The 24,202-nt window shown below is 65.4% G+C and carries 23 protein-coding genes; 5 read left to right on the top strand and 18 right to left on the bottom strand.

Annotation, left to right across the window (positions count from 1 at the left end):
* Positions 1–139: 139 nt before the first annotated feature.
* Together NE236_RS17445 and NE236_RS45070 are read left to right on the top strand one after the other, a co-directional pair.
* Positions 140–994 (top strand): helix-turn-helix domain-containing protein, encoded by an 855-nt coding sequence (locus tag NE236_RS17445; RefSeq protein ID WP_252843050.1) that lies wholly within the window; start codon positions 140–142, stop codon positions 992–994.
* Between the two features lie 5 nt (positions 995–999).
* Positions 1,000–1,137: a DUF397 domain-containing protein gene (locus NE236_RS45070; RefSeq protein ID WP_372494368.1), complete on the top strand. Its 138-nt coding sequence runs from the start codon at positions 1,000–1,002 to the stop codon at positions 1,135–1,137.
* Between the two features lie 1,989 nt (positions 1,138–3,126).
* On the opposite strand, the gene NE236_RS17450 is transcribed toward NE236_RS45070, so the two are convergent.
* The 13 genes from NE236_RS17450 to NE236_RS17500 form a co-directional block, all read right to left on the bottom strand.
* On the bottom strand, positions 3,127–3,996 hold the full coding sequence (locus NE236_RS17450) for a hypothetical protein (RefSeq protein WP_252843051.1): 870 nt from the start codon (positions 3,994–3,996) through the stop codon (positions 3,127–3,129).
* A gap of 32 nt (positions 3,997–4,028) precedes the next feature.
* Entirely contained in the window at positions 4,029–4,355 is a 327-nt protein-coding gene (locus NE236_RS17455; RefSeq protein ID WP_252843052.1) for a DUF6317 family protein, read from the bottom strand.
* Positions 4,356–4,521: 166 nt separating this feature from the next.
* Positions 4,522–4,668 (bottom strand): DUF6317 family protein, encoded by a 147-nt coding sequence (locus NE236_RS45535; protein ID WP_504915080.1) that lies wholly within the window; start codon positions 4,666–4,668, stop codon positions 4,522–4,524.
* Positions 4,665–5,024, bottom strand: a complete 360-nt coding sequence (locus NE236_RS17460) for a hypothetical protein (RefSeq protein WP_252843053.1) — start codon at positions 5,022–5,024, stop codon at positions 4,665–4,667. Before NE236_RS17460 ends, NE236_RS45535 begins: the two co-directional genes overlap by 4 nt.
* Positions 5,025–5,103: 79 nt before the next feature.
* Positions 5,104–6,291, bottom strand: a complete 1,188-nt coding sequence (locus NE236_RS45075) for a S8 family serine peptidase (RefSeq protein ID WP_372494374.1) — start codon at positions 6,289–6,291, stop codon at positions 5,104–5,106.
* Between the two features lie 50 nt (positions 6,292–6,341).
* On the bottom strand, positions 6,342–7,682 hold the full coding sequence (locus NE236_RS17465; RefSeq protein ID WP_252843054.1) for a bZIP transcription factor: 1,341 nt from the start codon (positions 7,680–7,682) through the stop codon (positions 6,342–6,344).
* Position 7,683: 1 nt separating this feature from the next.
* Positions 7,684–8,154 carry a hypothetical protein gene (locus NE236_RS17470; protein ID WP_252843055.1) on the bottom strand — a complete coding sequence of 157 codons (471 nt, stop codon included), beginning with the start codon at positions 8,152–8,154 and terminating at the stop codon, positions 7,684–7,686.
* Positions 8,155–8,400: 246 nt separating this feature from the next.
* Positions 8,401–9,288: a 4-(cytidine 5'-diphospho)-2-C-methyl-D-erythritol kinase gene (locus NE236_RS17475; protein WP_252843129.1), complete on the bottom strand. Its 888-nt coding sequence runs from the start codon at positions 9,286–9,288 to the stop codon at positions 8,401–8,403.
* An 11-nt stretch (positions 9,289–9,299) separates the two neighbouring features.
* The gene (gene rsmA, locus NE236_RS17480) at positions 9,300–10,163 is read right to left on the bottom strand and encodes a 16S rRNA (adenine(1518)-N(6)/adenine(1519)-N(6))-dimethyltransferase RsmA (RefSeq protein ID WP_372494370.1); all 864 of its coding nucleotides are present in this window, start codon (positions 10,161–10,163) and stop codon (positions 9,300–9,302) included.
* A gap of 243 nt (positions 10,164–10,406) precedes the next feature.
* Entirely contained in the window at positions 10,407–10,712 is a 306-nt protein-coding gene (locus NE236_RS17485) for a plasmid mobilization protein (protein ID WP_252843057.1), read from the bottom strand.
* Between the two features lie 44 nt (positions 10,713–10,756).
* On the bottom strand, positions 10,757–11,578 hold the full coding sequence (locus NE236_RS17490) for a TatD family hydrolase (RefSeq protein ID WP_252843058.1): 822 nt from the start codon (positions 11,576–11,578) through the stop codon (positions 10,757–10,759).
* A gap of 61 nt (positions 11,579–11,639) precedes the next feature.
* The gene (gene metG / locus NE236_RS17495; protein ID WP_252843059.1) at positions 11,640–13,430 is read right to left on the bottom strand and encodes a methionine--tRNA ligase; all 1,791 of its coding nucleotides are present in this window, start codon (positions 13,428–13,430) and stop codon (positions 11,640–11,642) included.
* A 129-nt stretch (positions 13,431–13,559) separates the two neighbouring features.
* Positions 13,560–13,901, bottom strand: coding sequence for a hypothetical protein (locus NE236_RS17500; protein WP_252843060.1), 342 nt, complete (start codon positions 13,899–13,901; stop codon positions 13,560–13,562).
* A 161-nt stretch (positions 13,902–14,062) separates the two neighbouring features.
* On the opposite strand from NE236_RS17500, the gene NE236_RS17505 reads away from it, so the two are divergent.
* Positions 14,063–15,637 (top strand): ArnT family glycosyltransferase, encoded by a 1,575-nt coding sequence (locus NE236_RS17505; RefSeq protein ID WP_252843061.1) that lies wholly within the window; start codon positions 14,063–14,065, stop codon positions 15,635–15,637.
* On the opposite strand, the gene NE236_RS17510 is transcribed toward NE236_RS17505, so the two are convergent.
* From NE236_RS17510 to NE236_RS17520, 3 genes are read right to left on the bottom strand one after another with little or no spacing between them, the layout of a single operon-like run.
* Positions 15,560–17,044 (bottom strand): hypothetical protein, encoded by a 1,485-nt coding sequence (locus tag NE236_RS17510; protein WP_252843062.1) that lies wholly within the window; start codon positions 17,042–17,044, stop codon positions 15,560–15,562. The genes NE236_RS17505 and NE236_RS17510 overlap by 78 nt on opposite strands.
* Entirely contained in the window at positions 17,041–18,294 is a 1,254-nt protein-coding gene (locus NE236_RS17515) for a glycosyltransferase family 87 protein (protein WP_252843063.1), read from the bottom strand. Before NE236_RS17515 ends, NE236_RS17510 begins: the two co-directional genes overlap by 4 nt.
* Positions 18,295–18,332: 38 nt before the next feature.
* Positions 18,333–19,613, bottom strand: a complete 1,281-nt coding sequence (locus tag NE236_RS17520) for a glycosyltransferase family 2 protein (RefSeq protein ID WP_252843064.1) — start codon at positions 19,611–19,613, stop codon at positions 18,333–18,335.
* Positions 19,614–19,957: 344 nt separating this feature from the next.
* Between NE236_RS17520 and NE236_RS17525 the strand changes: the two genes are divergently transcribed.
* Together NE236_RS17525 and NE236_RS17530 are read left to right on the top strand one after the other, a co-directional pair.
* The gene (locus NE236_RS17525) at positions 19,958–21,364 is read left to right on the top strand and encodes a hypothetical protein (protein WP_252843065.1); all 1,407 of its coding nucleotides are present in this window, start codon (positions 19,958–19,960) and stop codon (positions 21,362–21,364) included.
* Positions 21,365–21,402: 38 nt separating this feature from the next.
* Positions 21,403–22,830: a hypothetical protein gene (locus tag NE236_RS17530; RefSeq protein WP_252843066.1), complete on the top strand. Its 1,428-nt coding sequence runs from the start codon at positions 21,403–21,405 to the stop codon at positions 22,828–22,830.
* 58 nt (positions 22,831–22,888) lie between these two features.
* Here the strand turns inward: NE236_RS17530 and NE236_RS17535 are convergent, their stop codons facing one another.
* Both NE236_RS17535 and rsmI read right to left on the bottom strand, forming a co-directional pair.
* Positions 22,889–23,188, bottom strand: a complete 300-nt coding sequence (locus tag NE236_RS17535) for a hypothetical protein (RefSeq protein ID WP_252843067.1) — start codon at positions 23,186–23,188, stop codon at positions 22,889–22,891.
* 117 nt (positions 23,189–23,305) lie between these two features.
* Positions 23,306–24,172: a 16S rRNA (cytidine(1402)-2'-O)-methyltransferase gene (gene rsmI, locus NE236_RS17540; RefSeq protein WP_252843068.1), complete on the bottom strand. Its 867-nt coding sequence runs from the start codon at positions 24,170–24,172 to the stop codon at positions 23,306–23,308.
* Positions 24,173–24,202 lie beyond the last annotated feature (30 nt).

Raw genomic sequence — 24,202 nt, forward strand, 5'->3', positions numbered from 1 at the left:
CGCACCAAGCTTCCCCGTCATAGTGGAGACGGAACCCCCGATTCGCAACCTCCACATCAGATCCTATCCGGTTAGGACAGGAAAGTAATACTGTGTTCCGTCGCTATGATTCTGACCGCCAGCCGAGAGAGGGAGCGTTATGGGCCGGACCACCGATCCCACCGTCTGTCGCAGACGCCTCGCCCGCTTGCTTCGCCAGCTTCGCGAACAGATAGGGATGACAGCCGAGGAGGCCGGCAAGCAACTGGAGTGGTCTAAGGGGAAGATCAGCCGAATCGAGAGCGGCCAGTTCAAGCTGCTTCGTCTTGCCGATGTCCGGAGCGCTCTGGATCTCTACGGTGTCACAGAGAAAACGGACCCCGCGAAGCGGAGGGCCATACTCGAGCTCGCACGCCAGGCCCGCCAGAAAGGTTGGTGGGAACAGTGGTCGGACATCTTGAAGGACTCGTATCCGGGGTTCGAGGCTGAAGCCGTACGGATCGCCACGTGGCACCCGCTCGTGCTCCCCGGGCTCTTTCAGACTACGGACTACGCGGGGGCGCTGATCCGGGCAGCCGGCATCTGTGACGAACGAGAGATCGAACGCCGCGTCGAGCTACGCCTGAGCCGTCAGCGGCTACTCACCGAGCCGAATATGCCGCAGATCGCGAGTGTCATCGGAGAGGAGGCGCTTCTGCGGCCGTGGGGAACGCCTGCGGCCCGCCTCACTCAGATCCAGCGACTCGTCGACGCAGATGCGCTCGACAACGTCGCCGTTCAAATAGTGCCGGTCGATAGCGGGCTGCACGGCGGGCTCGGCGGCTCGTTCGTCATTTTAAACTTCACCGAGGACCCGTCTATCGTCTACCTTGAGACAGGAAATCAGGGGCTTTATCTAGAGAGACAAGAAGATATTCAACACTACACGAGCCTGTTCCGCCGCTTGACAGCAACCGCTCTGTCGGCGGATGATTCCCATGCTTACCTTCAGGACCTGGCGAGACGAATAGGGTGATCTTCATGAGTACTCGAATCCACCGAATCGACAACGCCGAATGGCGCAAGTCAACGCACAGTCAGCCACAGGGAAGCGAGTGCGTTGAAGTATCAGTGCTCGCGCCGGTCGATAGCCAACGGGCCGACGTCATCTCGAAGTAGATGAATGAGGGTACCTACATTCTTCCCTCATCAGGAAATAGACCAACCGATCTGTGCGCCCTGCTTGCCTCGGCCAACAGACACTTGCGGGTGGAGTCGATGTCGATCAAGGCGACCTGATTCGCACCGGGGCAACAGCGGAAGGTACGCGGCCAGCCCGCGCAAGAACCTGCCGTGCACCGCGTGCAGCTGCGGCTGGTGCCTATGGGTGAACGAGCGTAGGAACGTGCCCAACGTCGAGGGAGCTCGGATCTGGTCGAAGCCCACCGACACCGCACCGTCGGTCGGCAGCTTCGACGTTGTCGGCTCCGGTGGACATGCCGCCACCAGCGACATCACCTTCCACCCGGGTTGGCCCCGCCACCATCACCTACACCGGTGATACGCACCGCCTACTCCGTCAGCTCCACCGACTCGGCCAAGCAAACAACCGGCACCAGACCGGAATCGCCGATCAGGCTCGGCTCATCGAAGACGGCAGCCACCGCCGATGCGGCATGAGAGGATCGCGCTTACGGATACCTGGTTGTATTTGTGTTGCTGGACAAATATTACGTCTGCAATCAAGTAGAGAAGTTCACGCCCGTTAATTACTGGACCCATCCCATCAGTCCTCTGTTCCTACCTCAGACCGTTGTCCCTTCCTGAAGAAATAGACAACGAAGATCGTTGCAGTAGCACCCGGAATTGGCGCAAAATGGAGGATTGAATGGATCACAATGCCCAACATGAAGCAGCAGACCATCGTTGCCCATAGGGCTCCAACAACTAGCCGGAACGAAGTTGGCATAGCTCGCCGGGCCAGACTCCAGTTACCGGTACCGAAAAGCGCAATCACAGGACCAACCGAGAGGAAAGCGCCGATAATCGAATATAGAATGCCAAGAAGTGTATATCCGATAAGGAAATCCCGCGATGCAATGCTATGGACACTCATCGCATAACCTCAGTCAAAGATTGCTCCTACGAGTGGGGCGACTGCCGCACCGACGGCGTCGAGACGGCGACCAAGGCGCCGCCCTGCGAAAAGGCCATCTGCCAGCCGCCTGCATAGCCGTCACCGCGCCTCGATGTGGCGAAAACCGTTCCGCTCGACATGTCCGTGAACTGGATGTCACCCCAGGAGACTGCCACGATCGTCCGACCGTCAGGACTGACGCCGGCCGTGCTCGGCTCGGACACGCCCGCGACCCGTAGGCTCGTGACGCGTTCGTCGGTGGCGATGTCCCAAACATCGTCGTGTTCGGTGATGGCCAGCGGACGCCCAGCAGGGTCAAAGTTTAGCGTCACAACCCGGTCACCGCCGCCTCCCCTGCCGAGGGGGGATGGCGTAGGTTCTTGTCCGGGTTCGGGTCGCGACATCCCACAGTTGCATGGTGGAGTAGTTCAGTTCGCCCCCGCCGCAGGCCAGAGTCTTGCCGTCGGAATGCGGCAAAGTCGGTGCGGTCGCCGATGTGCAGCGTTGCGAGTTTGTGACGCTGGGGCATACCCCACAGCCAGAGCCGATTCCCGCCACTGGCGACGGCCAAGAGGCGCCCGTCGGGGCCAGTGTCTTAGCTGTCGCCCGTACCCAAGGCCAAGGCGAAAAGCGACACCTCTGCCGTGCTCATCCGCACCACCGCTAACAGGGACGGTCGCATCGCGAAGAGAATTTCACAGCGCTTATCAGTCAACTGGGCCATCCATCTCATTTTTGCGTAGACCGGCACTCCTATTAATGCGACCCTGAACAAAAATCAACGGGCCAGAAAATAGCCCCAGCACGAATACGAATGGCCACCACAGCACGGAAATAACCAGCACCAACGATACCGCACACAGCAAGAGTCCCATAACGCGGCGATAGCCGGGCGGCGCACTTGACGATCCGACGAGCTTAGGCCATCGCCTCACGTTCGTCAGCATCAGACACCCACCGATCCCAGTGATGAGCGCACCCAAAACGTAGATTGCGTCAAGAACGATTCGCATGACACCAATATCCGTTCACTACCACAGCCATCCCACAACACCGCCGATTACCGTACCTACCCCTTGGCCGATTCCTGCACCAGCGGCCGCACCAGCAGGAACGGTCACCTCAGCGAATGGCCCACCAAGCAGACCTACGGTACCCCCGATCAACAAGCCAGTTCCGGTCCCGATAGTCCCACCTATACCCCCGTCGGCAACCGCGTTTTTTACCGAATGCGATTTCGAGTGTGCATGCAACGCACCGTCTGCTGCACGATAATCAGATTGCAGCCCTCCAATGTCAGAGTTTAGTTTCGCCACCTGATCCGACGTCAGCAGGCCATTTGGGTCCTGAGACATGGGTTTTGAGTATTTTGTCATTCCGGCGATAAGGGCCTTGTAATGTGGAACGAGTTGGGCGGCCGCGGACTTTCGGGCTGCTCTAGCCTGACTTCTTCCCTTATCTACGCTCTTCACGAAGTCCCGGAAAAACTTTGACATCGCCGCGGCGTTGGTATCAGGCCCGGTAATCGGTGTAATTCGACCTGTACTATCAATCTTGATATAGCCTGCCTGCACCCCTTGGGAAGCCTGTCGTTCGAGGATCGACTGAATAGTGGCCAGCCTTACGGCTAGTTGATCCACTACACCGGCCACCGCGACCGCTACTCCCGAGTGCCATCTGGCATCACTCGCGTCCAGCCCGAAACTCGCCTTGAAAGAATTCGCAGCCTGCCCAGCCCACACCTCTCCAGCTAGCCTGTTTACTGTTCCGTCCAGACGGCTTACCACTTGCCCGCTTTTGGATTGATGCTCATACAAGGTGCGCGCGAGATTGGACAAGCCGTTAATGTCGCCACCGATCCAGTTGTAGGAGATACTCGGCAGCTGAGATGGACCGGACACGACGACCCCTATCGATGATGCGCGAGAATGCACTAATTGACAGGTGCTTGAGAATTCACCAGGTCCGTCATTATTCCAAGCTCGGTAGTCGTCTTCGCTTCGACTTCTAGATACTTGTCGTGAACGTTCTGCAACTTCCATGAATGGGAACTCATCGCCTCGGCTAGGACAGTGTGCATCTCCCCTAGCGCCTGAAGAGTGACCGCGAGCATTTTATCGATGACGTTATCGCCTCCCCGAGGGCATGCGGGCCCTGCTTCAGGCATCAGCGCTTTATATGCACGCCCCTGTGCAGCGAACTCTTTAGAAGCTGTGACCAGGTCTGCATAGAAGACCTTGTATCCTTTAGGCTCACTCATGGCGCTCCTTCTGCCACGCTTCGACGTCGACTACCGTCAACTGCGCTACACCGTCTTGGAGAATTGGCTTTATTGTGACATCTATTTTGGGATGACGCCACCTGGATCAACAAATGCACTTACAGCCTGAGCGAGGACTGTATGCATCTCATATAGCGCCTACATGTCACATTAGCATCTTATCGATCACACCGTCGCCGCCCTGTTGGCAAACCGGCCTGTGCGGCATAAGGTTAGCGTAATCTTCACCTTGTCTAGAGAATTCTACAGAAGCCTTCGCTAGGTCTTCGAAGACGACCTCGTATCCACTCATTGATTATCCCTCCGCCATGCATCCAGCCGATTAGCAGTCCATCGCTCCGCGTCTTCTTGCACCACTGGATTGACTATGACGCGAACCTGAGCTGCCGATACTTGAATCAAAAGCTCTAGCACTGGAATCTTTTCATAAGGCTGGAATTCTCCAAGCTGAGCGACCAGCAAGTTCGGATCAGTGAAGACAGGTAGTGCACCAGTATCGTCGGCGAGTTGGCGCAACTCAAACTCAACCTGGCGCGGTCCATCCCCTTGAACACGGACACTCGGCGTAGTGGGCACGTACACCCAAGCAACGCCCTCGGTTAGCTTCTTCCGCGCTTCGTAGGCTGCACGCTCCGAGAGGTCGCCCATCTGTGGGCCAGTCGAGGTTCCGGAGGAGACCGCAGGAGAGTCATGTCCTGAAACGCTCATTCGCATCCTTCATCGGTTGTCACTCACGAGAATCATTACCCGGACCCCATGGCGTGGTGCTCGATACGCTTAGAGCGCGACGTGGACGCCTCCGGGTCGCGACGATCCCGCCTACTAGCAAGACAACGACAATAGCTCCAGCGATTGCAATCGTCGTTACACCGATTCGATCGCCTTTGTGCGACGCACGGCCTGGCCTTGCCGTGGAAGGCCCCTCAGCGGCCGACCGAGATGCCTGCCACTTCTCAAGCGCCTCGTACACAGGGTTTGGTGCGTTGGATGGAACAGGATAGCGATCAGGGTTCATCGCGGCGGTGATCTGAATGGCACCGTATCCCGTTCGGTCGTTCCATTTTGGAGATCCCAACGGGCGGGCCGTTGCGATTAGTCGCTGAACCACGGTCCGTGCCGGCATCTCTGGGTTACGCGATCGGATGAGAGCGATGGCGCCCGATGTCAGCGCCGTGGCCATACTTGTCCCCCAGCTTTTAGCGAAGTATCGCCCGTCCTTCCCGATGGTTCCCCCAACTCCCGGGGCCGCTACAGCGACATACGACTGTCTCTCCGTATCGGCCCACGGCTGCAAAGTCTTGTCGATCGCCCCTACCGCCAGGACTCCTGCGCACGAAGCAGGAAGCTCCGGCCAATTTCCGCCAGCCCCCCAGTTGCCTGCACCTGCAACAACGACGACATCGTGTTGGATCGCATAGGACACGGCATCCTGGAGATCTGGATCACAGTGGTTGGGTAGACTTGTCGAATTCGCTGCCTGAGAGATGCTGATTACTTTGGCGCCGTGGTCTACGCCGTATCTAATGCCGTTCGCGTAAGTTTTGTACTGGCCTACCGGATCGCCCGCCTGTGGCGTGACGTGGACAGGTAGTACTTTGGCCCCTGGTGCGATACCCACAAAATTAGTGGCCCCCCCGCCGCGGGCAGCGATGAGCGCCGCCATGGCAGTCCCGTGCCCATAATTCTCTTCATCGAGGTCTTGGCGGCCATCAGTTTTGCGTCCTGTTGTGTCACTACCCGCGAGAACCGCTCCAGCCAGCTCAGGGAGCTTAGCGTTCACACCGGTATCAAGGACGGCGACGGTGACGCCGACACCAGTCGTCGTCGGCCACACGTCGCTCTCGATGCCCCATGCGGAGAACCACCATTCTTCCTGGCGTGGTTGAGGTAGTGCACTGGCCGTCGCGGTCGGCATCACTGCCGAAACGACAGCGATGAGGCCTGCGGCGAAGCGCCAAACAGTCTTCACGCATCTTCCTCGAAAGGCCAGCGGGGTTGCTGGATACTGATCCCCGTTTCGTTCTGATCGAAGCTCGCCTGTTGCTCCAATCGCTCGAGCTTTTCGCGGAGCCTAGCGATCTCCTTCTGCGGATCTTCGACGCTGTCTTCGAGATCTAGCTCCTTGAGAAGCTCAGCAAGATCATCGCTATCACTTGACAGATCGAGCTGAACATCTTCCGCTGGGGCGTCACCGTCGCTTGAGGAATCGTTTTTGGAGACCCCGTCACCGATGAGCTGGGGTCCTGCCTCGATGCCGTCGTTCCATACATCCTCGTCTTCTACAAGCCATGTCGCGCGTTCGCGTTCGCGCTCACCGCGATCGGCTCCCGCACCGACCGCAGGACCCATCATCCCCGCTCGGCTGGCAGCGCTCGCTTCTGCGGCTTGAGCCTCTTCGGCCGCAGCGCTCGCCGCACCGCCTGTTCCCCAACCGGTTCCAGCCTGGCCCCAGCGGCTACTCCAGGGGTTGATGCCGCCGACACCACCTGGTGGCACTGCGCCGCCCAAGCCCGGCGTTGGCGATCCGCTACCCACTCCCGGAATACCGGGGGTGCTCGGAAGAGGACCTATCCCACCGCCGGATCCTCCGAGCCCTGGGCCGGATGGCGTCGGTGTCCAGCCCGCGAGCTTCGTATTCGAGCCACCAGTCCCCGGCAAATGGCCACCACCGCCTGGGACGTGTCCAGAGGATCCAGTTCCGCCACCACCGAATCCTGGCGCATGTCCACCGCTACCCGACGCTCCGCCCGCAGCAGGGCCTCCTGCGGGGCCCCCACCTGCCGGGCCACCACCTGTGGGGCTGGCCCCGGCGTCCGGAGAATAACCACCGATATCGCCGCTGGCTGGGAGGCTAGTGCTGACCTCCGAGGGCATCGCCATCCATGCCTGGGAGATGCGCTCGTTCGCTCCGGCCATCCAGCTCCGGGCTTCGGCCAGATCCTTGGACGGCGCCGGCCTCTTCTTGTACCAGGCGAGGTTTTTACCGTGGTCTTCGAGCGCCGTTCCGAATTCATTGGCGGTCTGGTCGAGGGCCGCTGAGGAAGCCCAGATCTCCCGCAGCGCCGACTGTGCGGCGCCGGCGTCTTCTCCTCCCCAGGCTTCGTGAAGGATGTCGCGGACAGTGACCATGTCGCCGGCGAAGTTCCCGTGCGCCGAAGCGAACTTCTGGTAGTCCTTTCCGGCCTGGGTGACGTGGCCGGGAGCTGTCTGCTTCAGAAGCTTGTCGATGTCCGCTGGATCGTTGTATCCGCCAGGTGTTCCGGAAGGAGCGCCGGCGCGCATGGGCAACGACTCGGAGTCGGCCACGTCAGTTTCTCCCGTCCGGGTTCAACGAATTGGGCACCGTCGGCGCCTGCTTGGACGGCGCCGAGGACGGGTCGTGGCCGCCCAGGTCGGTCGTGGACTGGACGTTCAAATGCTTGTCCACCGCGGCGATCCGCCGCTCGAGGTCTGCCTCGTTCGCGTCGTAGACGTTCGCCGCACGGTGCAGCTTCTTGATCGTGCTCATCAGGGCGTGCAGGACACGACTGTGCTGGTCGGCGAGGGACTGATGACCGGCCTGGACACTGGGTTGGAACGACAGTGCGGCGTCCCACTGGCCGAACGCTACCGGCTCGGGGCGGTTCAGCTTCTCAGTCGCCGCGAGAAGATCTTCAAGGTGGGCCTCAAGCCGCTTGGCGGCCACCCTGATCTGTGAGGTGTTCACCCTGAGCTTGCCGGGGTCGTCGATGCCCGGCCAACTGTTGTAGGTCTGGCCCGGAACAGAATTCGCGTTCACCGGCGGCAACGCTCTTCGCCTCCTCGCGTGCGAGCACCCCGTACACGCACTGCCACAGCGGGGCTGTCGACGCCTGTCTCATCCGGCATCGCGCCAGCCCCCTGTACGCCCCGTCAGATCCAAAAACGTCCTTGACTTTACGGATTCTGACAGTCTGCGTCCAGGTTGCTTGCCATGTGCTTTACCAACCCGTAACGGTGCCGGCGAGGAACCGCCTCGCGTCCCCGCCTCACCGACATGGCGAAATCAGACCAAGGTGACGCCTGAGACCGGGCCGACAGCCGGACGTACGGCGGCGAATCGGTCCGACTCGTTGAGAGCGGCGGCCAACTCGGCGGAGTGGCCCAGGGAGGCGGCGAGGAAGGCGCACGTCGGCCCCGAGCCGGACACGATGGCGCCCAGGGCGCCCGCGTCGCGGCCGGTTGCGAGGGCCTCGCGGAGGGACGGGCGGAGGCTCAGCGCTGCCGGTTGCAGGTCGTTGTGCAGGGCGCGGCCCAGAGCCTCGGCGTCGCCGGTCTTCAGGGCGGCCATCAGGTCGTCGGAGACCCTCGGCCACACGCTGTCCTGCTCCCCCGCCTCACGCAGGCGGTCGCACTCGGCGTACACCGCGGGCGTGGACAGGCCGCCGTCGGCGTACCCGAACACCCAGTGGAACTCTCCCAGCACCTCGACGGGGGTCAGCCGCTCTCCCCTGCCGAGGCCGACGGCGGTGCCGCCGAGCAGGGCGAACGGGACGTCGCTGCCGAGGCGGGCGGCGAGTTCGAGCAGCGTCTCGCGGTCCAGCCGGGACTCCCACAGCACGTCGCAGGCCAGCAGGGCAGCCGCCGCGTCGGCGCTGCCGCCGGCCATGCCGCCGGCGACGGGGATGTCCTTGCGGATGTGCAGCGCCACGTCGGGGCGCCTGCCGATGTGCTCGGCCAGCAGGGTCGCGGCGCGGGCCGCGAGGTTGTCGGGGCCGGTCGGCACGCCCGCCGGTCCCTCGACGGTGACGCTCAGCGCGTCGGCCGGTACTGCGGTCACCTCGTCGAACAACGAGACGGCGTGGAAGACGTTGACGAGGTCGTGGTAGCCGTCGTCGCGGACGGGTCCGACGCTCAGCTGGAGGTTCACCTTGGCGGGCACGCGCACGGTCACAGGGGTCACGGTCAACCGATCGTAGGCGACGGGGGCCGGTGTTCGGCGATGCGGGTGAAGGCGGCGACGTCGAGGGACTCGCCGCGGGCGCTCGGGTCCACTCCGGCGGCGCGAAGGGCCTCCTCCGCCGCCGGGGCCGAACCGGCCCAGCCGGCCAGGGCCGCGCGGAGGGTCTTGCGACGCTGCGCGAACGCCGCGTCGATCGCGGCGAAGACCTCCTTCCGCGAGGCGGACGTCGACGGCGGCTCGCGGCGCGTGAAGGCGACGAGTCCGGAGTCGACGTTCGGCGCCGGCCAGAAGACGGCGCGGCCGACGTTGCCGGCGCGGCGGGCGTGCGCGTACCAGGCCATCTTCACCGAGGGAACGCCGTACACCTTGCCACCGGGGCTCGCCGTGAGCCGGTCGGCGACCTCGGCCTGAACCATGACCAGCCCGTGCCGGATCGATGGGAACGCCCCCAGGAGGTGCAGGACGACCGGCACCGCGACGTTGTACGGCAGGTTGGCGACCAGCGCGGTCGGCGGCGAACCGGGCAGCTCGGTGACCCGCAGAGCGTTGTCGGGGACCACGTCGAGGCGGTCGGCGAGATCGGGGGCGCGCTCGGCGACGGTCGCGGGTAGTCGTTGCGCCAGCACCGGGTCGACCTCGACGGCCACGACGCGGCTCGCGGCCGGCAGCAGTGCGAGCGTCAGGGAACCGAGGCCCGGCCCGACCTCCAGGACCACATCCTCCGCTCCCACCTCTGCGTCGCGCACGATGCGCCGCACCGTGTTCGCGTCGATCACGAAGTTCTGGCCGAGGGTCTTGGTCGGCCGCAACCCCAGCCCGCCGGCCAGCGTGCGGACGTCCGTCGGTCCGAGAAGTCGTTCAGCCACACGCACAGTCTCCCGTACGTGCAACAGTCTGTGTGCTCCGGCCGTCCTCGGGGACAGGAGAGCACGCGAACGCCATAGGTTCGACGAGTTCGTCGGGGCCCGCGTCGACGCGCTACGCGTACGGGTCGACCCGCGACCCGTATGACGCGGCCAACGTGCTGGAGGACTCACTCGCCCGGGTGAACCGCGCGAGCGGGCTCGCCGCCTGAGGAACCCCGGCGATCACCGCGCGACCGCCGCCGATCACGCGTGCAGCGCCTTCAGCGCGTCGAGCACGAAGCGGCGTGCTTGGGCCATGTCCTTGCGCGCTCGATCGATATCGAGCACCTCTGCGCCAGGCGCCGTCAGGGCGGCACGGCGGATGAATGACGACAGACTCAGTCCGGCCTCGTCAGCTGCCTGCTGGATCCGCTCGATCTCGGTCGAGTTGAAGCGGACCGAGACGACGCTGTCGAGCTTCCAGGAGATCTTGGCGTCTACCTGCTCGCCCCATATGTCCGGGTCGTCTCGATGCTCGTAGTAGAAATCGGCCGCCTCAGCGTCCGACATCCCCCGTTCACTCACTGTCATACCTCCCACGCCGTAATTCGGTCTTACCAGGGGCCGAAGACGCGTTCGCCGTTGGTGGCGATGGCGGTGCAGAGCTCGGCGAGGTCGACGTTCTTGACCTCGGCGAGGCGGCGGACGGTCAGCGGGACGAGGTACGGGGCGTTGGGCTTGCCGCGGTGGGGCACGGGGGTGAGGTACGGGGCGTCGGTCTCGACCAGGAGCAGGTCCAGCGGCGCCACGGCCGCGGCCTCGCGCAGGTCGGTGGCGTTCTTGAACGTCACGTTGCCCGCGAAGCTCATGTGGTAGCCGTGGTCGGCGCAGACCTTGGCCATCTCCCGGTCGCCGGAGAAGCAGTGGAAGACGACCTTCTCCGGCGGACCCTCCTCCGCGAGGATGCGCAGCACGTCGTCGTGGGCGTCCCGGTCGTGGATGACGAGGGCCTTGCCGGCGCGCTTGGCGATGTCGATGTGGGCGCGGAACGACCGCTGCTGGTCCTCGACGGCGGCCCAGTCGCGGTAGTAGTCGAGCCCGGTCTCGCCGACGGCGCGGACGTACGGCAGCGCCGCGAGCTTGGCGATGTCGGCGAGGATGTCGGCGGTGGCGTCACCCGCGTCGTTCGGGTGGATCGCCACCGCCGCATACACGTCGTCGTAGGTCGCGGCCGCGTCGGCGGCGTGTTGGGACGAGGCCAGGTCGTAGCCCACGGTCACGGCCCGCCGGATGCCGACCGAGTGCGCGGCGGCGAGTACCTCCGTGATCGGCACCTCGAGGATGTCCAGGTGACAGTGGCTGTCGAACACCTCGACCGGCAACGCCTCGGGCAGCGGCGGGAAGGCCGCTCCACGGAACCCGTTGGACGCGTTCATATCCGCCCCCTCGCTCATATGGGCAACCTGCCCGGTGACGCGGCCGGGCATGAGCGCCGGGTCAGGACTGTTCCAGCCGGGCCAGCTCCTCGTCGACGACCGAGGAGTCGAGCTTGGCGAACAGCGGCTTGGGCGGCGCCAGCGGTGTGCCGGCGGCGATCGGCCGCGACTCCCAGCGGGCCTGGGTGTCGTACGACCCGGTCAGGACCGGGTAGTCCGGACCGCCGTCCTCGGAGACCTCGCGGATCTCCGGGGCTCCGCTCCACTCCTCCTGGCCGCCGAGCATCCGGTGGACCTTCTCCGACGACGCCGGCAGGAACGGCGTGAGCAGCGACTTGGCGTCGTCGACGAGCTGCAGTGCGACGTGCAGGATCGTCTTCATCCGCTCGGGATCGTCGTTCTTCAGCTTCCACGGCGACTGCTCGGACAGGTACTTGTTCGCCTCCGCGACCGTGCGCATCGCCTCGTTGGCGGCGTTCTTGAACCGTGAGCGCGACAGCTCCGCGCCGACCGCGTCGAACGCCTTGCGCGACCGCTCCAGGACGTCCCGGTCGAGGTCGGTGAGCTCGCCGGCGGCCGGGATCTCACCGATGTTCTTGGCCGCGAACGAGACCGAGCGGTTCACCAGATTGCCCCACGCGGCGACGAGCTCGTCGTTGTTGCGGCGGACGAACTCCGACCACGTGAAGTCGGTGTCCTGGTTCTCCGGGCCGGCGACCGCGATGTAGTAGCGCAGCGCGTCGACGTCGTATCGCTCCAGGAAGTCGCGCACGTAGATGACGACCTGACGCGAGGAGGAGAACTTCTTGCCCTCCATGGTGAGGAACTCCGAGGAGACCACCTCGGTGGGCAGGTTGAGCTTGCCGAGGGAACCGGGCGTGCCGCCCTTGTCGCCCTCGCCGTTGTAGCCGAGCAGCATCGCCGGCCAGATCTCGGCGTGGAAGACGATGTTGTCCTTGCCCATGAAGTAGTACGTCTCGGCGTCGGGGTTCTGCCACCAGGCACGCCAGGCGTCGGGGTCGCCGCTGCGTCTGGCCCACTCGACCGACGCCGACAGGTAGCCGACGACGGCGTCGAACCAGACGTAGAGCCGCTTGTCGGGCCGGTCGACCCAGCCCGGCAGCGGCACGGGCACGCCCCAGTCGAGGTCCCGGCTGATCGGCCGGGGCCGCATCTCGTCGAGGAGGTTGCGGGTGAACTTGTAGACGTTCGGCCGCCAGAGCCCCTCCTTGCCCTGCAGCCACGATCCGAGGGTCTCGGAGAACGCGGGCAGGTCGAGGAAGAAGTGCTCGGTCTCGACGAACTTCGGCTTCTCGCCGTTGATGCGGCTCCGCGGGTTGATCAGGTCGATCGGGTCGAGCTGGTTGCCGCAGTTGTCGCACTGGTCGCCGCGCGCCCCGTCGTATCCGCAGATCGGGCAGGTGCCCTCGATGTAGCGGTCGGGCAGGGTGCGGCCCGTGGACGGCGAGATCGCGCCCATGGTCTTCTTCTCGAAGACGTAGCCGTTGTCGTGGAGGCCCTTGAAGATCTCCTGGGCGACGGCGTGGTGGTTGCGCGTCGTCGTCCGGGTGAACAGGTCGTACGTCATGCCGAGGCCGTGCAGGTCCTGGGCGATCACGCGGTTGTAGCGGTCGGCCAGCTCGCGGGCCGACACGCCCTCCTTGTCGGCCTGCACCTGGATCGGGGTGCCGTGCTCGTCGGTGCCGCTGACCATCAGGACCTTGTTGCCCGCCATCCGCTGGTAGCGGCTGAACATGTCGGCGGGCAGCGCGAAACCGGAGACGTGCCCGATGTGGCGGGGCCCGTTGGCGTACGGCCAGGCGGGCGCGGTCAGGATGTGACGGCTGGACATGTGCTTAGCCTACGGGGCACCCGTCGATGACTCATTCCGATATCGACTTTCTCCCACGGGCTCCGGGCGTGCGGCACCGGCCCTCGATCGGCGCCGCACGCCCTTTCCCGGCGCGGCCCATCCGGTCCTTCAACCGGCCGACCGTGCGGATGCCCACCTGCGCGGCGAGCAGCTTGTACGCGGCCGCTCCGCCAGCAGTTCCTTGGCGGCGTCGCGCTCGACGACCTGCTCGGCCACGTCCACGCCGGTCAGGTCCTGTTCGGCGACCGACGCCGTGAGCCGGTCGGTGAGCACCTGCCGCCGCCGGCCGGTGTCGTACTGTTTGAATACGCGCGCCGCTCCGAGCAGCCACGGCAGCGGTGACTCGGGCAGGTCGCCGAGCCGCCCCTGGGGCGGACGGCGGATTACACGTCCGCGTCTGCGAAGCTCGCACAGGCGATCACGTGCCGCGACGGCGTTGCGGCACGGCACCAGCTGAACGTTGCCTGAAAATATCGTCCGCCAGATGCTTAGTGACCTGCGGCAATGGCAGGATCAGTACCAATGAACCGCCAGATTTCAGCTACCCTCCGCCTGTCCCGGGCCACACTCTGGCATCGCCCCTCGCACATCAGCAGAGGTTGAAACCCGTCATGACCCATACCCCCGTGCGTCAAGCGATCATCCGGCATCGCCCGCAGGGCCGCGTCGCCGGACGAGCGTGTCGCCAGTTCCTGATGCGATGCCTGCGCAGACGTGTGCTCTGGTTCTCGGCGCTGGTTGCGGCCTGCAGCGTGCTCATGCAGTGGCTGATCATGCCCCCTCCCCTGTACGCCGACCCGTACTACGTGTTCCGCGCGGCCAGGCTGTGGCCGCACATCCCGCTGCACCGGCAACCGTTCGTGGAGGTCCCCCATCAGGTGACGCGCCTGGGGCTGCTGTTCACGTCCCGGGTGTCCCAGGAACTGCTCGGCCCGGGACAGGCGGCCTATGTCCTCACCGCCGCGATCGGTGGATGCCTTTTCTTCGTCGGCTGTTATCTCGCCGTCCGGACGCTCTTCGGCGACGTCGTCGGGCTCGTCGCGACTCTGCTGCTGCTCGTGCACCCGTTCTTCACCCTGGCCAGTCCGTTCAGCTCGGACGTGACCTGGTCGGCGGGGACGGTACTGCCCGACATGCCGGGCGCGGGGTTGTTCTCCATGGGGATGGCCGCACTCATCGTGGCGGGCCGTAGGAAGGGACGGCCTCAGACGTACCTCCTGCTGACCGCAGGAGCGTGTTTCGGATCCGCTTACCTCTTCCGCGAGTTCATCGCCTTCATGTTCGTCGGGATACCGATCTTTCTCCTGCTGCTACGCATCCCGATGCGCCGGATCGTCGTCGTCGCCATGCCGATGCTCGGCCTCCTGGCCATGGCCCTGGTGCACAATGCCCTGGTCTTCGGCGACCCGCTCGCCGAGCTCCGCGCGGCCGCCGACCATGGCGGTGCGCCCGCCGAGCCGGACTCCCGCCTGCTGGCGTTCAACTCGTTCGTGCGTGCCATGCATGACTGGCACCCCCTTGGGATCCTGTTCCTCATCGCACTGGCACTCAACGTCATCGGATGGGCGGTCACCCGAGACCGTCGGCTCGCGCTGACGCTCGTGTGGTTCGTCTCCCTGTGGGTACCGATCGTCCTCCAATCCGGACTGCTCGATCCGAACGACATCTCACTGCGCGGATGGCTGGTCCGTTACTGGTTCGCCGTCTTCCCCGCCCTCATGGCCGGCGGGCTGGGCACTCTCGCCCTCATGGCCCGCGGCATCCGGAACATTCGGATCCGAGCCTCGCTACTCGCCGCCCTTACGGTCATCACCGGGGCGACCTATCTCGTCCCGGCCATCAAGGTGATCCCGGCACAGCCGCGCGACACGGCGTGGAACGAACTGCGCGTCTGGCTGGGCGGGCGCGATGATCTGCCGGTGATCTGGGCGGACAACCGCCTCGGGCAGACGCTCACCTTCTACACCCGCTCGGTGTGGGGCGAACGGCAGTGGCACGGGAAGCTCAGAACGTTTCCCCAAGAGTGGCCTCAGCTGGCCCCGGCCGCCAGTCATGGCCCGTTGCTGTTCACCGAATGGCGCGGGCAGGAGCCGCCGATCGCCGGCGGGCTACGGCCGAGTACTCAGACCGGGTGGAGATTGCTCTGGCGATCCTCCGACGACGTCCTCGAGCTCTGGGCTCGCTGACACCCTCGCAGGCCGTGCGGGCCGCCGGCCGTACGCGAGGGCGGCGGCCAGGCACGCAAGGGGCGGGACCGGCATGACGTACCGGTGGTCGAAGTCGAGCACCACCACCGGAAGCACCAGCAGGGCCGTCGCCACCCCCCACGGCAACAGGACGATCATGCGCCCGCCGGGCGACGGGCCCCGGCGGCACATCCCGAACAGTCCGAGCAGCAGAATGACGCCGAGGAGCGGGCCGGGCAGATGGGCCTTGTACGCCACGAGCGCGCTCGAATATGGACGGACCGCATGGGTATCTCGGACGCTCGGATCGTAGGCGGCGATTGTCTGCTTGGCACCGGAATGGTCCGACAGGGGTACGCGCCTCGCCGTGAAGTAGTAGATCGCCGGCAGTCGCCGCGGGTGGCGCACGGCGGGCCATGCGAACGCCAGGGCCACGTCCTCACCGACATTGCGGAGGTAGTCCACCGGCTGAGCCATGATCGCGTGAATGGCGAACGACCGTGCGAGGTCCTCGTTCGCCTGCCGGCCCGGCGGCCGGTTGATCTCACCGGACCAGTAGTACTCCGCCGCCGCGTCCTGGTGGATCCCGTCCGGGCAGAGCCGGGCCTCGTCGGCCGGGGGTTTGATCACTGAGCAGTCGGCGAAGGTCCTCGACCGCGCCCACAACGCGGCCCCATCGCCGCCCGCGAGTTTGAACCGTCCGTAGGTGGCGTCGTACCAGCAGGCGTACGAGACGATCGGCAGCATCGCGAGCACGGTCGCCGAGACAAGCGCGCGCCAACCAACCCGGCGCAGGGCCAGCCAGACCAGTAGGAGGATGAGCAGCGGAAGCGCGATGGTGCGGACCAGAGCCGCCAGGGCCACCAGCAGACCGGCGCTGACGGCCGCCCGCGTCGAGATCGTCGGCGACCAGAGGAGCACGCTGACCGCGCCCACGATGAGCAGGATGAACATCGTGTCGGAGAGCACCGCCTGCTCCAGATGGAGCAGCTCGACGTCGAAGAGCGCGGGAATCGTGGCGAGCACGGCCACCCACACGGGCCTCGACCGGCGACGGAGAACCGCATAGGTCAACAGACCGATGGCCAGGCCCATGAGGTGCTGGATCGCGATGATCAGCACGATGCTGTGGAACGGGCGCAGCAGAAGGAGGAAGAAGCCGTACCCTCCCGGGTGAAGGTCGTGGGCGGGCTTCGGGTGCAGCGCGAAGCGAAGGTACTCGTAGGAGTCGTACCAGTAGATCTCGGCCGGCCGGAGGCCGAGCATCGTCAGCGCCCGCAACGCGGTGGCGGCCGCCAGCACCGCGGCGAAGAGCCAGTGCGCCTTCAACAACGCGCGTCCTCGCGTCAGGAGCGCGGCGGGACGAGTCCTCGGGACCGGCTCGCCCTTGGGAGACGGGCCGGTCATGGAACCGCTCCCGCAAGGGCGGGCTCGCTGTCGCCCTCTGCCGGCGAGACCTGCCTGCGCCCCCAGGGCAACGCGAGTGCGATCACCGGAATGACCAGAAGGCTCGCCATGTAGTACCAGGGGGCGAGCTGCCGCCAGTTGCGGACCAGGGTCATCACGTAGTAGCCGAACGCCGCGTACACGCTGAGCGCCATGCCCATCAACCCGGTCCATCGGGTCGGGCGGGCGGTCGCGAACGGCATGGCCCACGACAGGTACTGCACGCCGTGCGAGGCCGTGACCAACTGGAACGTCGACGCGCTGACCATGGCGATATCCACCGGATGAGCACGTCGCCACCACCAGACGGCGGCGGCGATGGCGACCAGCGTGAGCAGGGACCCGACGCTGCCTATGGCAGCGGAGAACGGGTCGTGCAGCAGTTTCGCCGTCGGCACCGGATGCAGCCACATCACCACCGAACTCCAGCCAAAGGTGCCCACGATCGGGTGGTAGCCGAGCATGACGCTCATGACCTTCGGTAGCTGCCGGACGGGTGTTCCGACGGTCAGCGGCATCGTCACGAACAGCACGATGAGCGCTCCGGACATCGCCGCGAGGAGGCGGCATCTGCGTCGCCAGTCGGGCAGCCCGATGAGCAGCGCGGGGATGAACAGCGCCGGCCACGTCTTGACAGAGATCGCCAGCGCGATGAGGACACCTGCGAGGAGGACGCGCCGGCCGGTGAGATCTGGCCCGTCCCGCCGAATGAGGACAAAGGACCCGACGGCGAACAGCAGGCAGAGGGGCTCCATCTGCCCGTGAATCGCCGCGACCATGATGATCAGCGGGTTGGTGGCGTACTGAAACCGGGCCGCGGGCGCATGCTTCCGCCCGGCGAGCAGGCCGACCAACACGACGACCCCGAGATCGAAGAGAATCGGTCCGACTCTGCTGATCATCATCCACGGCACGCCGAAGTGACGCTCGATGAACACATTGCCGGCAAGGAAGATGGCGTAGGTCGGCAGATAGTTCCAGCCGGTCTGCGGGGCGTTCAGGATCGGGTCTCGATGATTGAGAACGTTGATCCCGGCACGGTGAAAGTCGATATTGAGGTCGTACGGCTTGAAATCGCCACCGATCGCCATCGTCAGCACGCGCAGGCCGATGGCGGTGAGGAGGGTCACCCTCAGCGAGGGTTTCCAGCCCCGCCGCCAGCCCACGATCATCAGCGTCGCGGCCACCCCGAAGACCGCGAGCCGTGCCACCAGTCGGACAGGATCGATTACATCCGGCATCGAGCGTCTCAGGCCTTCTCGGCCTCGACGACGTCGGGCTCGTCCTCCTCGGACTCGTCCGCCTTGGACTCGTCCGCCTTGGATCGGGTGAGCACCGCCTGCTGCACGGTGAGGGAGTCGTCCCCCGCGGTCTCGGTCGCCGGATGCGAGGCCCGGCGGATGCCCAGGATCGACAGGAAGGACGAGCCGAGCACGAGTTGGAAGCTCATCATGAGCGCGGTCGCCGATGGCACGACCATCCGCAGCGACTGTGTCGGGTCGAGCTGGCCCCAACTCCGGCCTTGCCAGTGGACGAGCGACGCCGTCATGCCCGCCAGTCCGGCAAGGGCTAGCAGCCCGCCGATGACCAGACCTCGTTCGAAGCTCCAAGAACCGAGCAGCCAGCGTGCCCGCCGATCGGAGGGCAAGAACCCTTCAGCGACTCCGTAGGCCTTGGTGAGCAGCGCGAACAGCACCGCTTGGAAACCGATGACCACCACCGCCGAGGCGCCGACAAGGGTGTCCACGTCGAAGCGCACATCGCCGAGCCGGACCGGGCCGAACGAGAGGGCGATCCCCGCGACCAGCCCGAGTGTCATGAGGAGCAGGCCGGGGATCAGGAAGAGCCAGCGGGGGCTGTAGAGGAGAAGGAAGCGCAGATGCCGCCAGCCGTCCCGCCAGCTGCGCAGGTGCGGCGGGCGACTCCGGCCGTCCTTCGAGAGCGTCGTGGGCACCTCCACGATCCCTTGCCCCTGGAGTGTGGCCTTGACCACCATCTCGCTCGCGAACTCCATACCGCTGGACTGCAGCCCGAGTGCCAGCGCGCTGTCACGCCGGAAGCCCCGGAGACCGCAGTGGAAGTCTCCGATCTTGCTGCGGAAGAAGAGGCGGCCGATGAAGCTCAACACCGGATTGCCGAGGTACCTGTGCAGTTTGGGCATGGCCCCCGGGGCGATACCGCCCTCGAACCGGTTGCCCATCACCAGGTCGGCGCCCTCGCGCAACCTCTCGACGAAGGGCATGAGCGCCGTGAAGTCGTAGGAGTCGTCGGCGTCCCCCATGATGACGTATTCGCCGCGGGCCGCCCGGATGCCGCCGATGAGCGCGTTGCCGTATCCCTTGCTCTCGATGTCGACGACGCGCGCGCCCGCTGCCTCGGCGAGTGCCTGACTCCCGTCTGTGCTTCCGTTGTCTGCGACGATGACCTCACCGTCGATATCGTTGTCCTCCAGGCACGAGACCGCCTTGCGGACACAGGTCTCGACGGTCTCGGCCTCGTTGAGGCACGGCATCACTACCGAGAGCTCCACGTCATCTCCTCCGGACGAATGGGAGTGATCACCCCGTATGAAGAGCTAGGCTCATAATGTTCCGGGCATGGCCACGGTTGCCTTACCGCGCACGGGCCGCTCCGAGCCAGGTGCTCGGGCGACATGCTACTTGTGACCGACCGTTGCCCCGAAGTGATCCACTGGTTTAGCAGACTGATGGTGTCGCTTTGGGTCGTCCAGGATACGCACAGACCAGGGAGGTCAGAGCTGTCTTGAGGAAACTCCAGGGCCTACGCCGGGTCCTCCCATCGTTCGCCTCAGCACCTGACCTGCCGATTCCGGGCACTGGCCTGCGTCCTTCGCAGCACCGTCTGTTCACCACCGTGTTGACCATCGGCCTCCTGCTTCGCATCGTGACCATGGTCGGCTACCGCTGGGCGATGTGGTTCAACGACGGGTTCGAGTACGTCGACACCGCGCTCCACATGTCACCGCACCCCGTCCGGCCCGACGGCTACGCGTTCATGCTCTGGCTCCTCAGCCCCTTTCACAGCTTCGCCCTGATCACGGCGCTTCAGCATCTCATGGGTCTCGGCATCGGCATGATGATCTATACGCTGCTGCGGGGCAGATTCGGCCTTCCCGCGTGGGGAGCGACCCTCGCGGCGGCACCTGTGCTCCTCGACGGGTATCAGATCCAGCTCGAACACATGGTCATGTCCGATGTGCCGTTCCTGTTCCTGACGATGGTCGTCGTCACGATCATCCTTTCGAAGCAGGAGATGACCGCTTCTCGCGGCGCCGTGGTCGGGCTGCTCGTCGGCTCCGCGGTGCTCGTGCGATCGATCGGCCTCAGCGTCCTGATCGTGACCCTTGCCTACCTCCTCATCCGCCGGGTCGGCTGGCGGGCCCTCGGAGCAACGACCGCCGGCGCCGCGGTTCTTCTGGTGGGGTACGCCTTCTGGTTCCATTCTGTTCACGGCAGATACGCGCTGAGCAACAGCGACGGACCCTTCCTTTATGCGCGCGTCATGAAGTTCGCCGATTGCAACAAGATCCATCCGCCGGTCGACGAAATCCCGCTGTGCACCGCCGTGCCACGAGACCGCCGGCTTTCCTCACAGTCCTACGTATGGGACTATCGGGCCTCTCCGCTTCACCGGCCCGTCGGCCAGACCTTCTCCAATTCCAAGAACGACCTGACCGGACGCTTCGCCCGGCGCGCCATCGCAGCCCAGCCCGGCGACTATCTCCAAGTCGTCGGCTATGACGTCTTTCGGGTCTTCAAGTGGAAACGCACCGTCTTTCCCGACAAGATGACGTATGACAGATACGAGTTCCAACGGAAAGAACCCCGGCCCGTTCCGAGCATCATGACGGTGCTGCTGGAATACGGTCACAGCCCGGCGACCAGGGTGGTGGAGCCGTTCGGCGGTGTGATGCGGTTCTACCAAAGGCACTTCTACGTGCGAGGCACGATGTTCGGCGTCATCCTGCTCGGCGGCCTGCTGGGCATGATGACTCGGTGGCGGAGACTCGGCGGCCGCGCACTGCTGCCGTGGGGCATCGCCGCCGCGATGATCGTGACTCCGGCGTGCACCGCGGAGTTCGACTACCGCTACGTGCTCCCGGCCGTGCCCATGGCATGCGTCGCCGCCGCGATCGCGCTTCGCGGGATGGGACGTTGGCGCGTCGTCCAACGCTTCAAGAAGGACGACCATGGCGAAGCGCCCAAGGAACGATCGAGCCGTGACCCAGACGTCGAGACGCCGGAGCTGACCCTGAATTGAGCGGCGGCATCAGGACACTGCCACATGCCGCGTGGGCCATGGTGCGCAAGCACCGTGTCTTCGCCCTCGTGGTGATGGCGGGTGCGCTGCTCCGCATCGTCGCGATGATCGGCTACCGGCCGGTCATGTGGTTCAGCGACTCATTCGACTATGTACACGTGGCGCTGTCGCCCTTTCCGCATCCCATCCGCCCCAGCGGCTACTCGCTCCTGCTGTGGGTCCTGGGCTTTTTCCACAGCTTCGTACTCGTCGCGGCCGTCCAGCATCTGATGGGCATGGCCAGCGCGGTGATGATTTACGCGCTGCTCCGCAAGAGGTTCCGGCTGCCGGGTTGGGGCGCCACACTGGCCGCCGCCCCGGTGCTGTTCGACGGCTACCAGATCCAACTCGAGCACATGATCCTCTCCGACACCATGTTCGAGGTACTGCTCGTGTCCGTGGTCACGCTACTGCTGTGGCACGGTACGCAGCTGACCTGGAAGGTCGGCGGGATCGTCGGGCTCCTGCTCGGCCTCGCGTCGCTGACCCGTTCGGTCGGCCTGCCGGTGCTGCTCGCCGTCATGGTGTATTTCCTGATCCGCCGCATCAACTGGCGGGCCTTCGTCGCCACGATCGCTCTTTGCGCACTGCCGATAGCGGCCTACGCGGGTTGGTTCTGGTCCTGGTACGGCAAGCCGGGGCTGACCGAGAGCAATGGGATCTTTCTCTACGCACGGGTGATGGAGTTCGCGGACTGTAAGAAGATCAATCCGCCCGTCGAGGAGTATCCGCTCTGCATCCAGCGTCAGCATCGGCTCCCGTTCTCCCAGTCCTACATCTGGGATCGCCGCTCCGCCCTGCACCGCATCGACGTGGACAGGTTCACCGCACGACAGAACGCGCTGGCCAACGATCTCGCGAAGAGAGCGATCCTGGCTCAGCCGGGCGACTACCTCAGGGTCACCGCTGCCGACTTTCTGCGGACGTTCCAGTGGGATCGCACGGTTTATCCGGATCGAGCGACCTACATGGCGTACGAGTTCGGCACGCACCCCAGCGCTCTTGGAACGTGGCGAGTGAGCAAGGATCGTACGGCCGCCGAGGACGCCAAGGCGTACGAGCGAGGTGACCCGACGACCAGGGTGGTCACCCCATACGCGACGGCCATCCGGGACTACCAGAGATTCGTCTATCTTCGCGGCACGATGCTCGGCGGCATCCTCATCATCGGCCTGGTCGGCCTGGTCCCCCTTTGGCGGCGGTGGGGCGGAGCCGCCTTCCTGCCCTGGATCACCGCGACGGGGCTGCTGCTGGTTCCACCGGCCACCGCCGAATTCGACTACCGGTATGTCCTGCCGACGGTTCCGCTTGCCTGCATCGCCGCAGCGATCGCCTTCTCCGCCGAACCCCGCCGGCGGCTGGCCCGGGCCTTGCCGACCGGCGGGAGTACGGCGGAATCATCGCCCAAGGACGCGGTTCCGGCATAGGACCTGCCCACGGCCGTCCCCGGCGTCTTCTGCGGGCGGCCCGCGGAACGCCGGTCGATCAGTAGGCGTGGAGCCGGCGGAGCTTGAAGAGCATCTCCAGCTCCCCGTGGCGCTGCGGCGGGACGGCCTGGCTCCGCGGCCGGCCCGGGGGAAGGATCTTGACGTCGTACGACCCGCAGGACGGGCAGAACGGCTCCGCCCACGGGGAGGTGCACCGATGACCCTTGCGGCGGTAGTAGACGACCTCGCCGCCGTGCCCGTCGGCACAGTAGCCGACCTCGAATTCCTCGCTCCATTCGTGCTCGCAGGTCAGGCACTCATACGTCCACATCTCGCGTGAGATCATGGATTCGTGCATCTGCGTCACCCCCGGGGGAATCGGCGTACGCGCTTGGAATACGCACCCGAGTCATTTTTCCCCACCAAGCAGCACTTAGCGCCTGTAAGCATCCGCAAAGATAAGTTCAAATGATGGTCAATGATCCGCTTTGTAGGCAACGACAGCGTCATAAAGTTCTCTTTTCGGAACCCCGTGCTCTCGCGCCACGTCGGCGATCGCCTGCTTGCGGGGCACGCCCTCTCCCACCCGGCGCTCCACCTCCGCCGCGAGCTCGCCGACATCCGCCTGCCCCGCCACCTCCGGCGCACCCGCGACGACCAGCGTGATCTCTCCGCGTACGCCCCCGGCGGCCCACTCGGCCAGTTCGCCGAGCCCCCCGCGGCGCACCTCCTCATACGTCTTGGTCAGCTCACGGCAGACGGCGGCCCGGCGCTCGGCGCCCAGCGCCGCCGCCATCGCCTCCAGCGTCGCGGCGAGCCGGTGCGGCGCCTCGAAGAACACCATCGTGCGCCGCTCGTCCGCGAGGCCGCGCAGGCGCGCGCCACGCTCCCCGCCCTTACGGGGCAGGAACCCCTCGAAGCAGAAGCGGTCACTGGGGAGCCCGGAGATGACGAGCGCCGTCGTCACCGCGGACGGCCCGGGCAGAACGGTGACCGGCACCTCCGCCTCGACCGCCACCGTCACCAGGCGGTAGCCGGGATCGGAGACCCCCGGCAGCCCCGCGTCGGTGACGACCAGCACGTCACGCCCCGCGCGCAGCTCGTCGAGGAGCTCGGCGGCCCTCGCCCGTTCGTTCGCGTCGTAGTACGAGACCACGCGGGCGGACGGGGAGACACCCAGATCGGCGGCCAGCCGGCGCAGCCGCCGGGTGTCCTCCGCGGCGATGATGTCAGCCTCGGCGAGGGCGGTGCGCAGCCGCGCCGACGCGTCCTCCACTCGCCCGATCGGTGCGGCGGCCAGCGTCAGCGTCCCCATGTTCTCCACGCCTCCATCTTCGACCATGCTCAATCGCGCTCGCTCCGCGAGCGCGGT

This window comes from Actinoallomurus purpureus (assembly GCF_024055795.1).
Lineage (GTDB): Bacteria > Actinomycetota > Actinomycetes > Streptosporangiales > Streptosporangiaceae > Actinoallomurus > Actinoallomurus purpureus.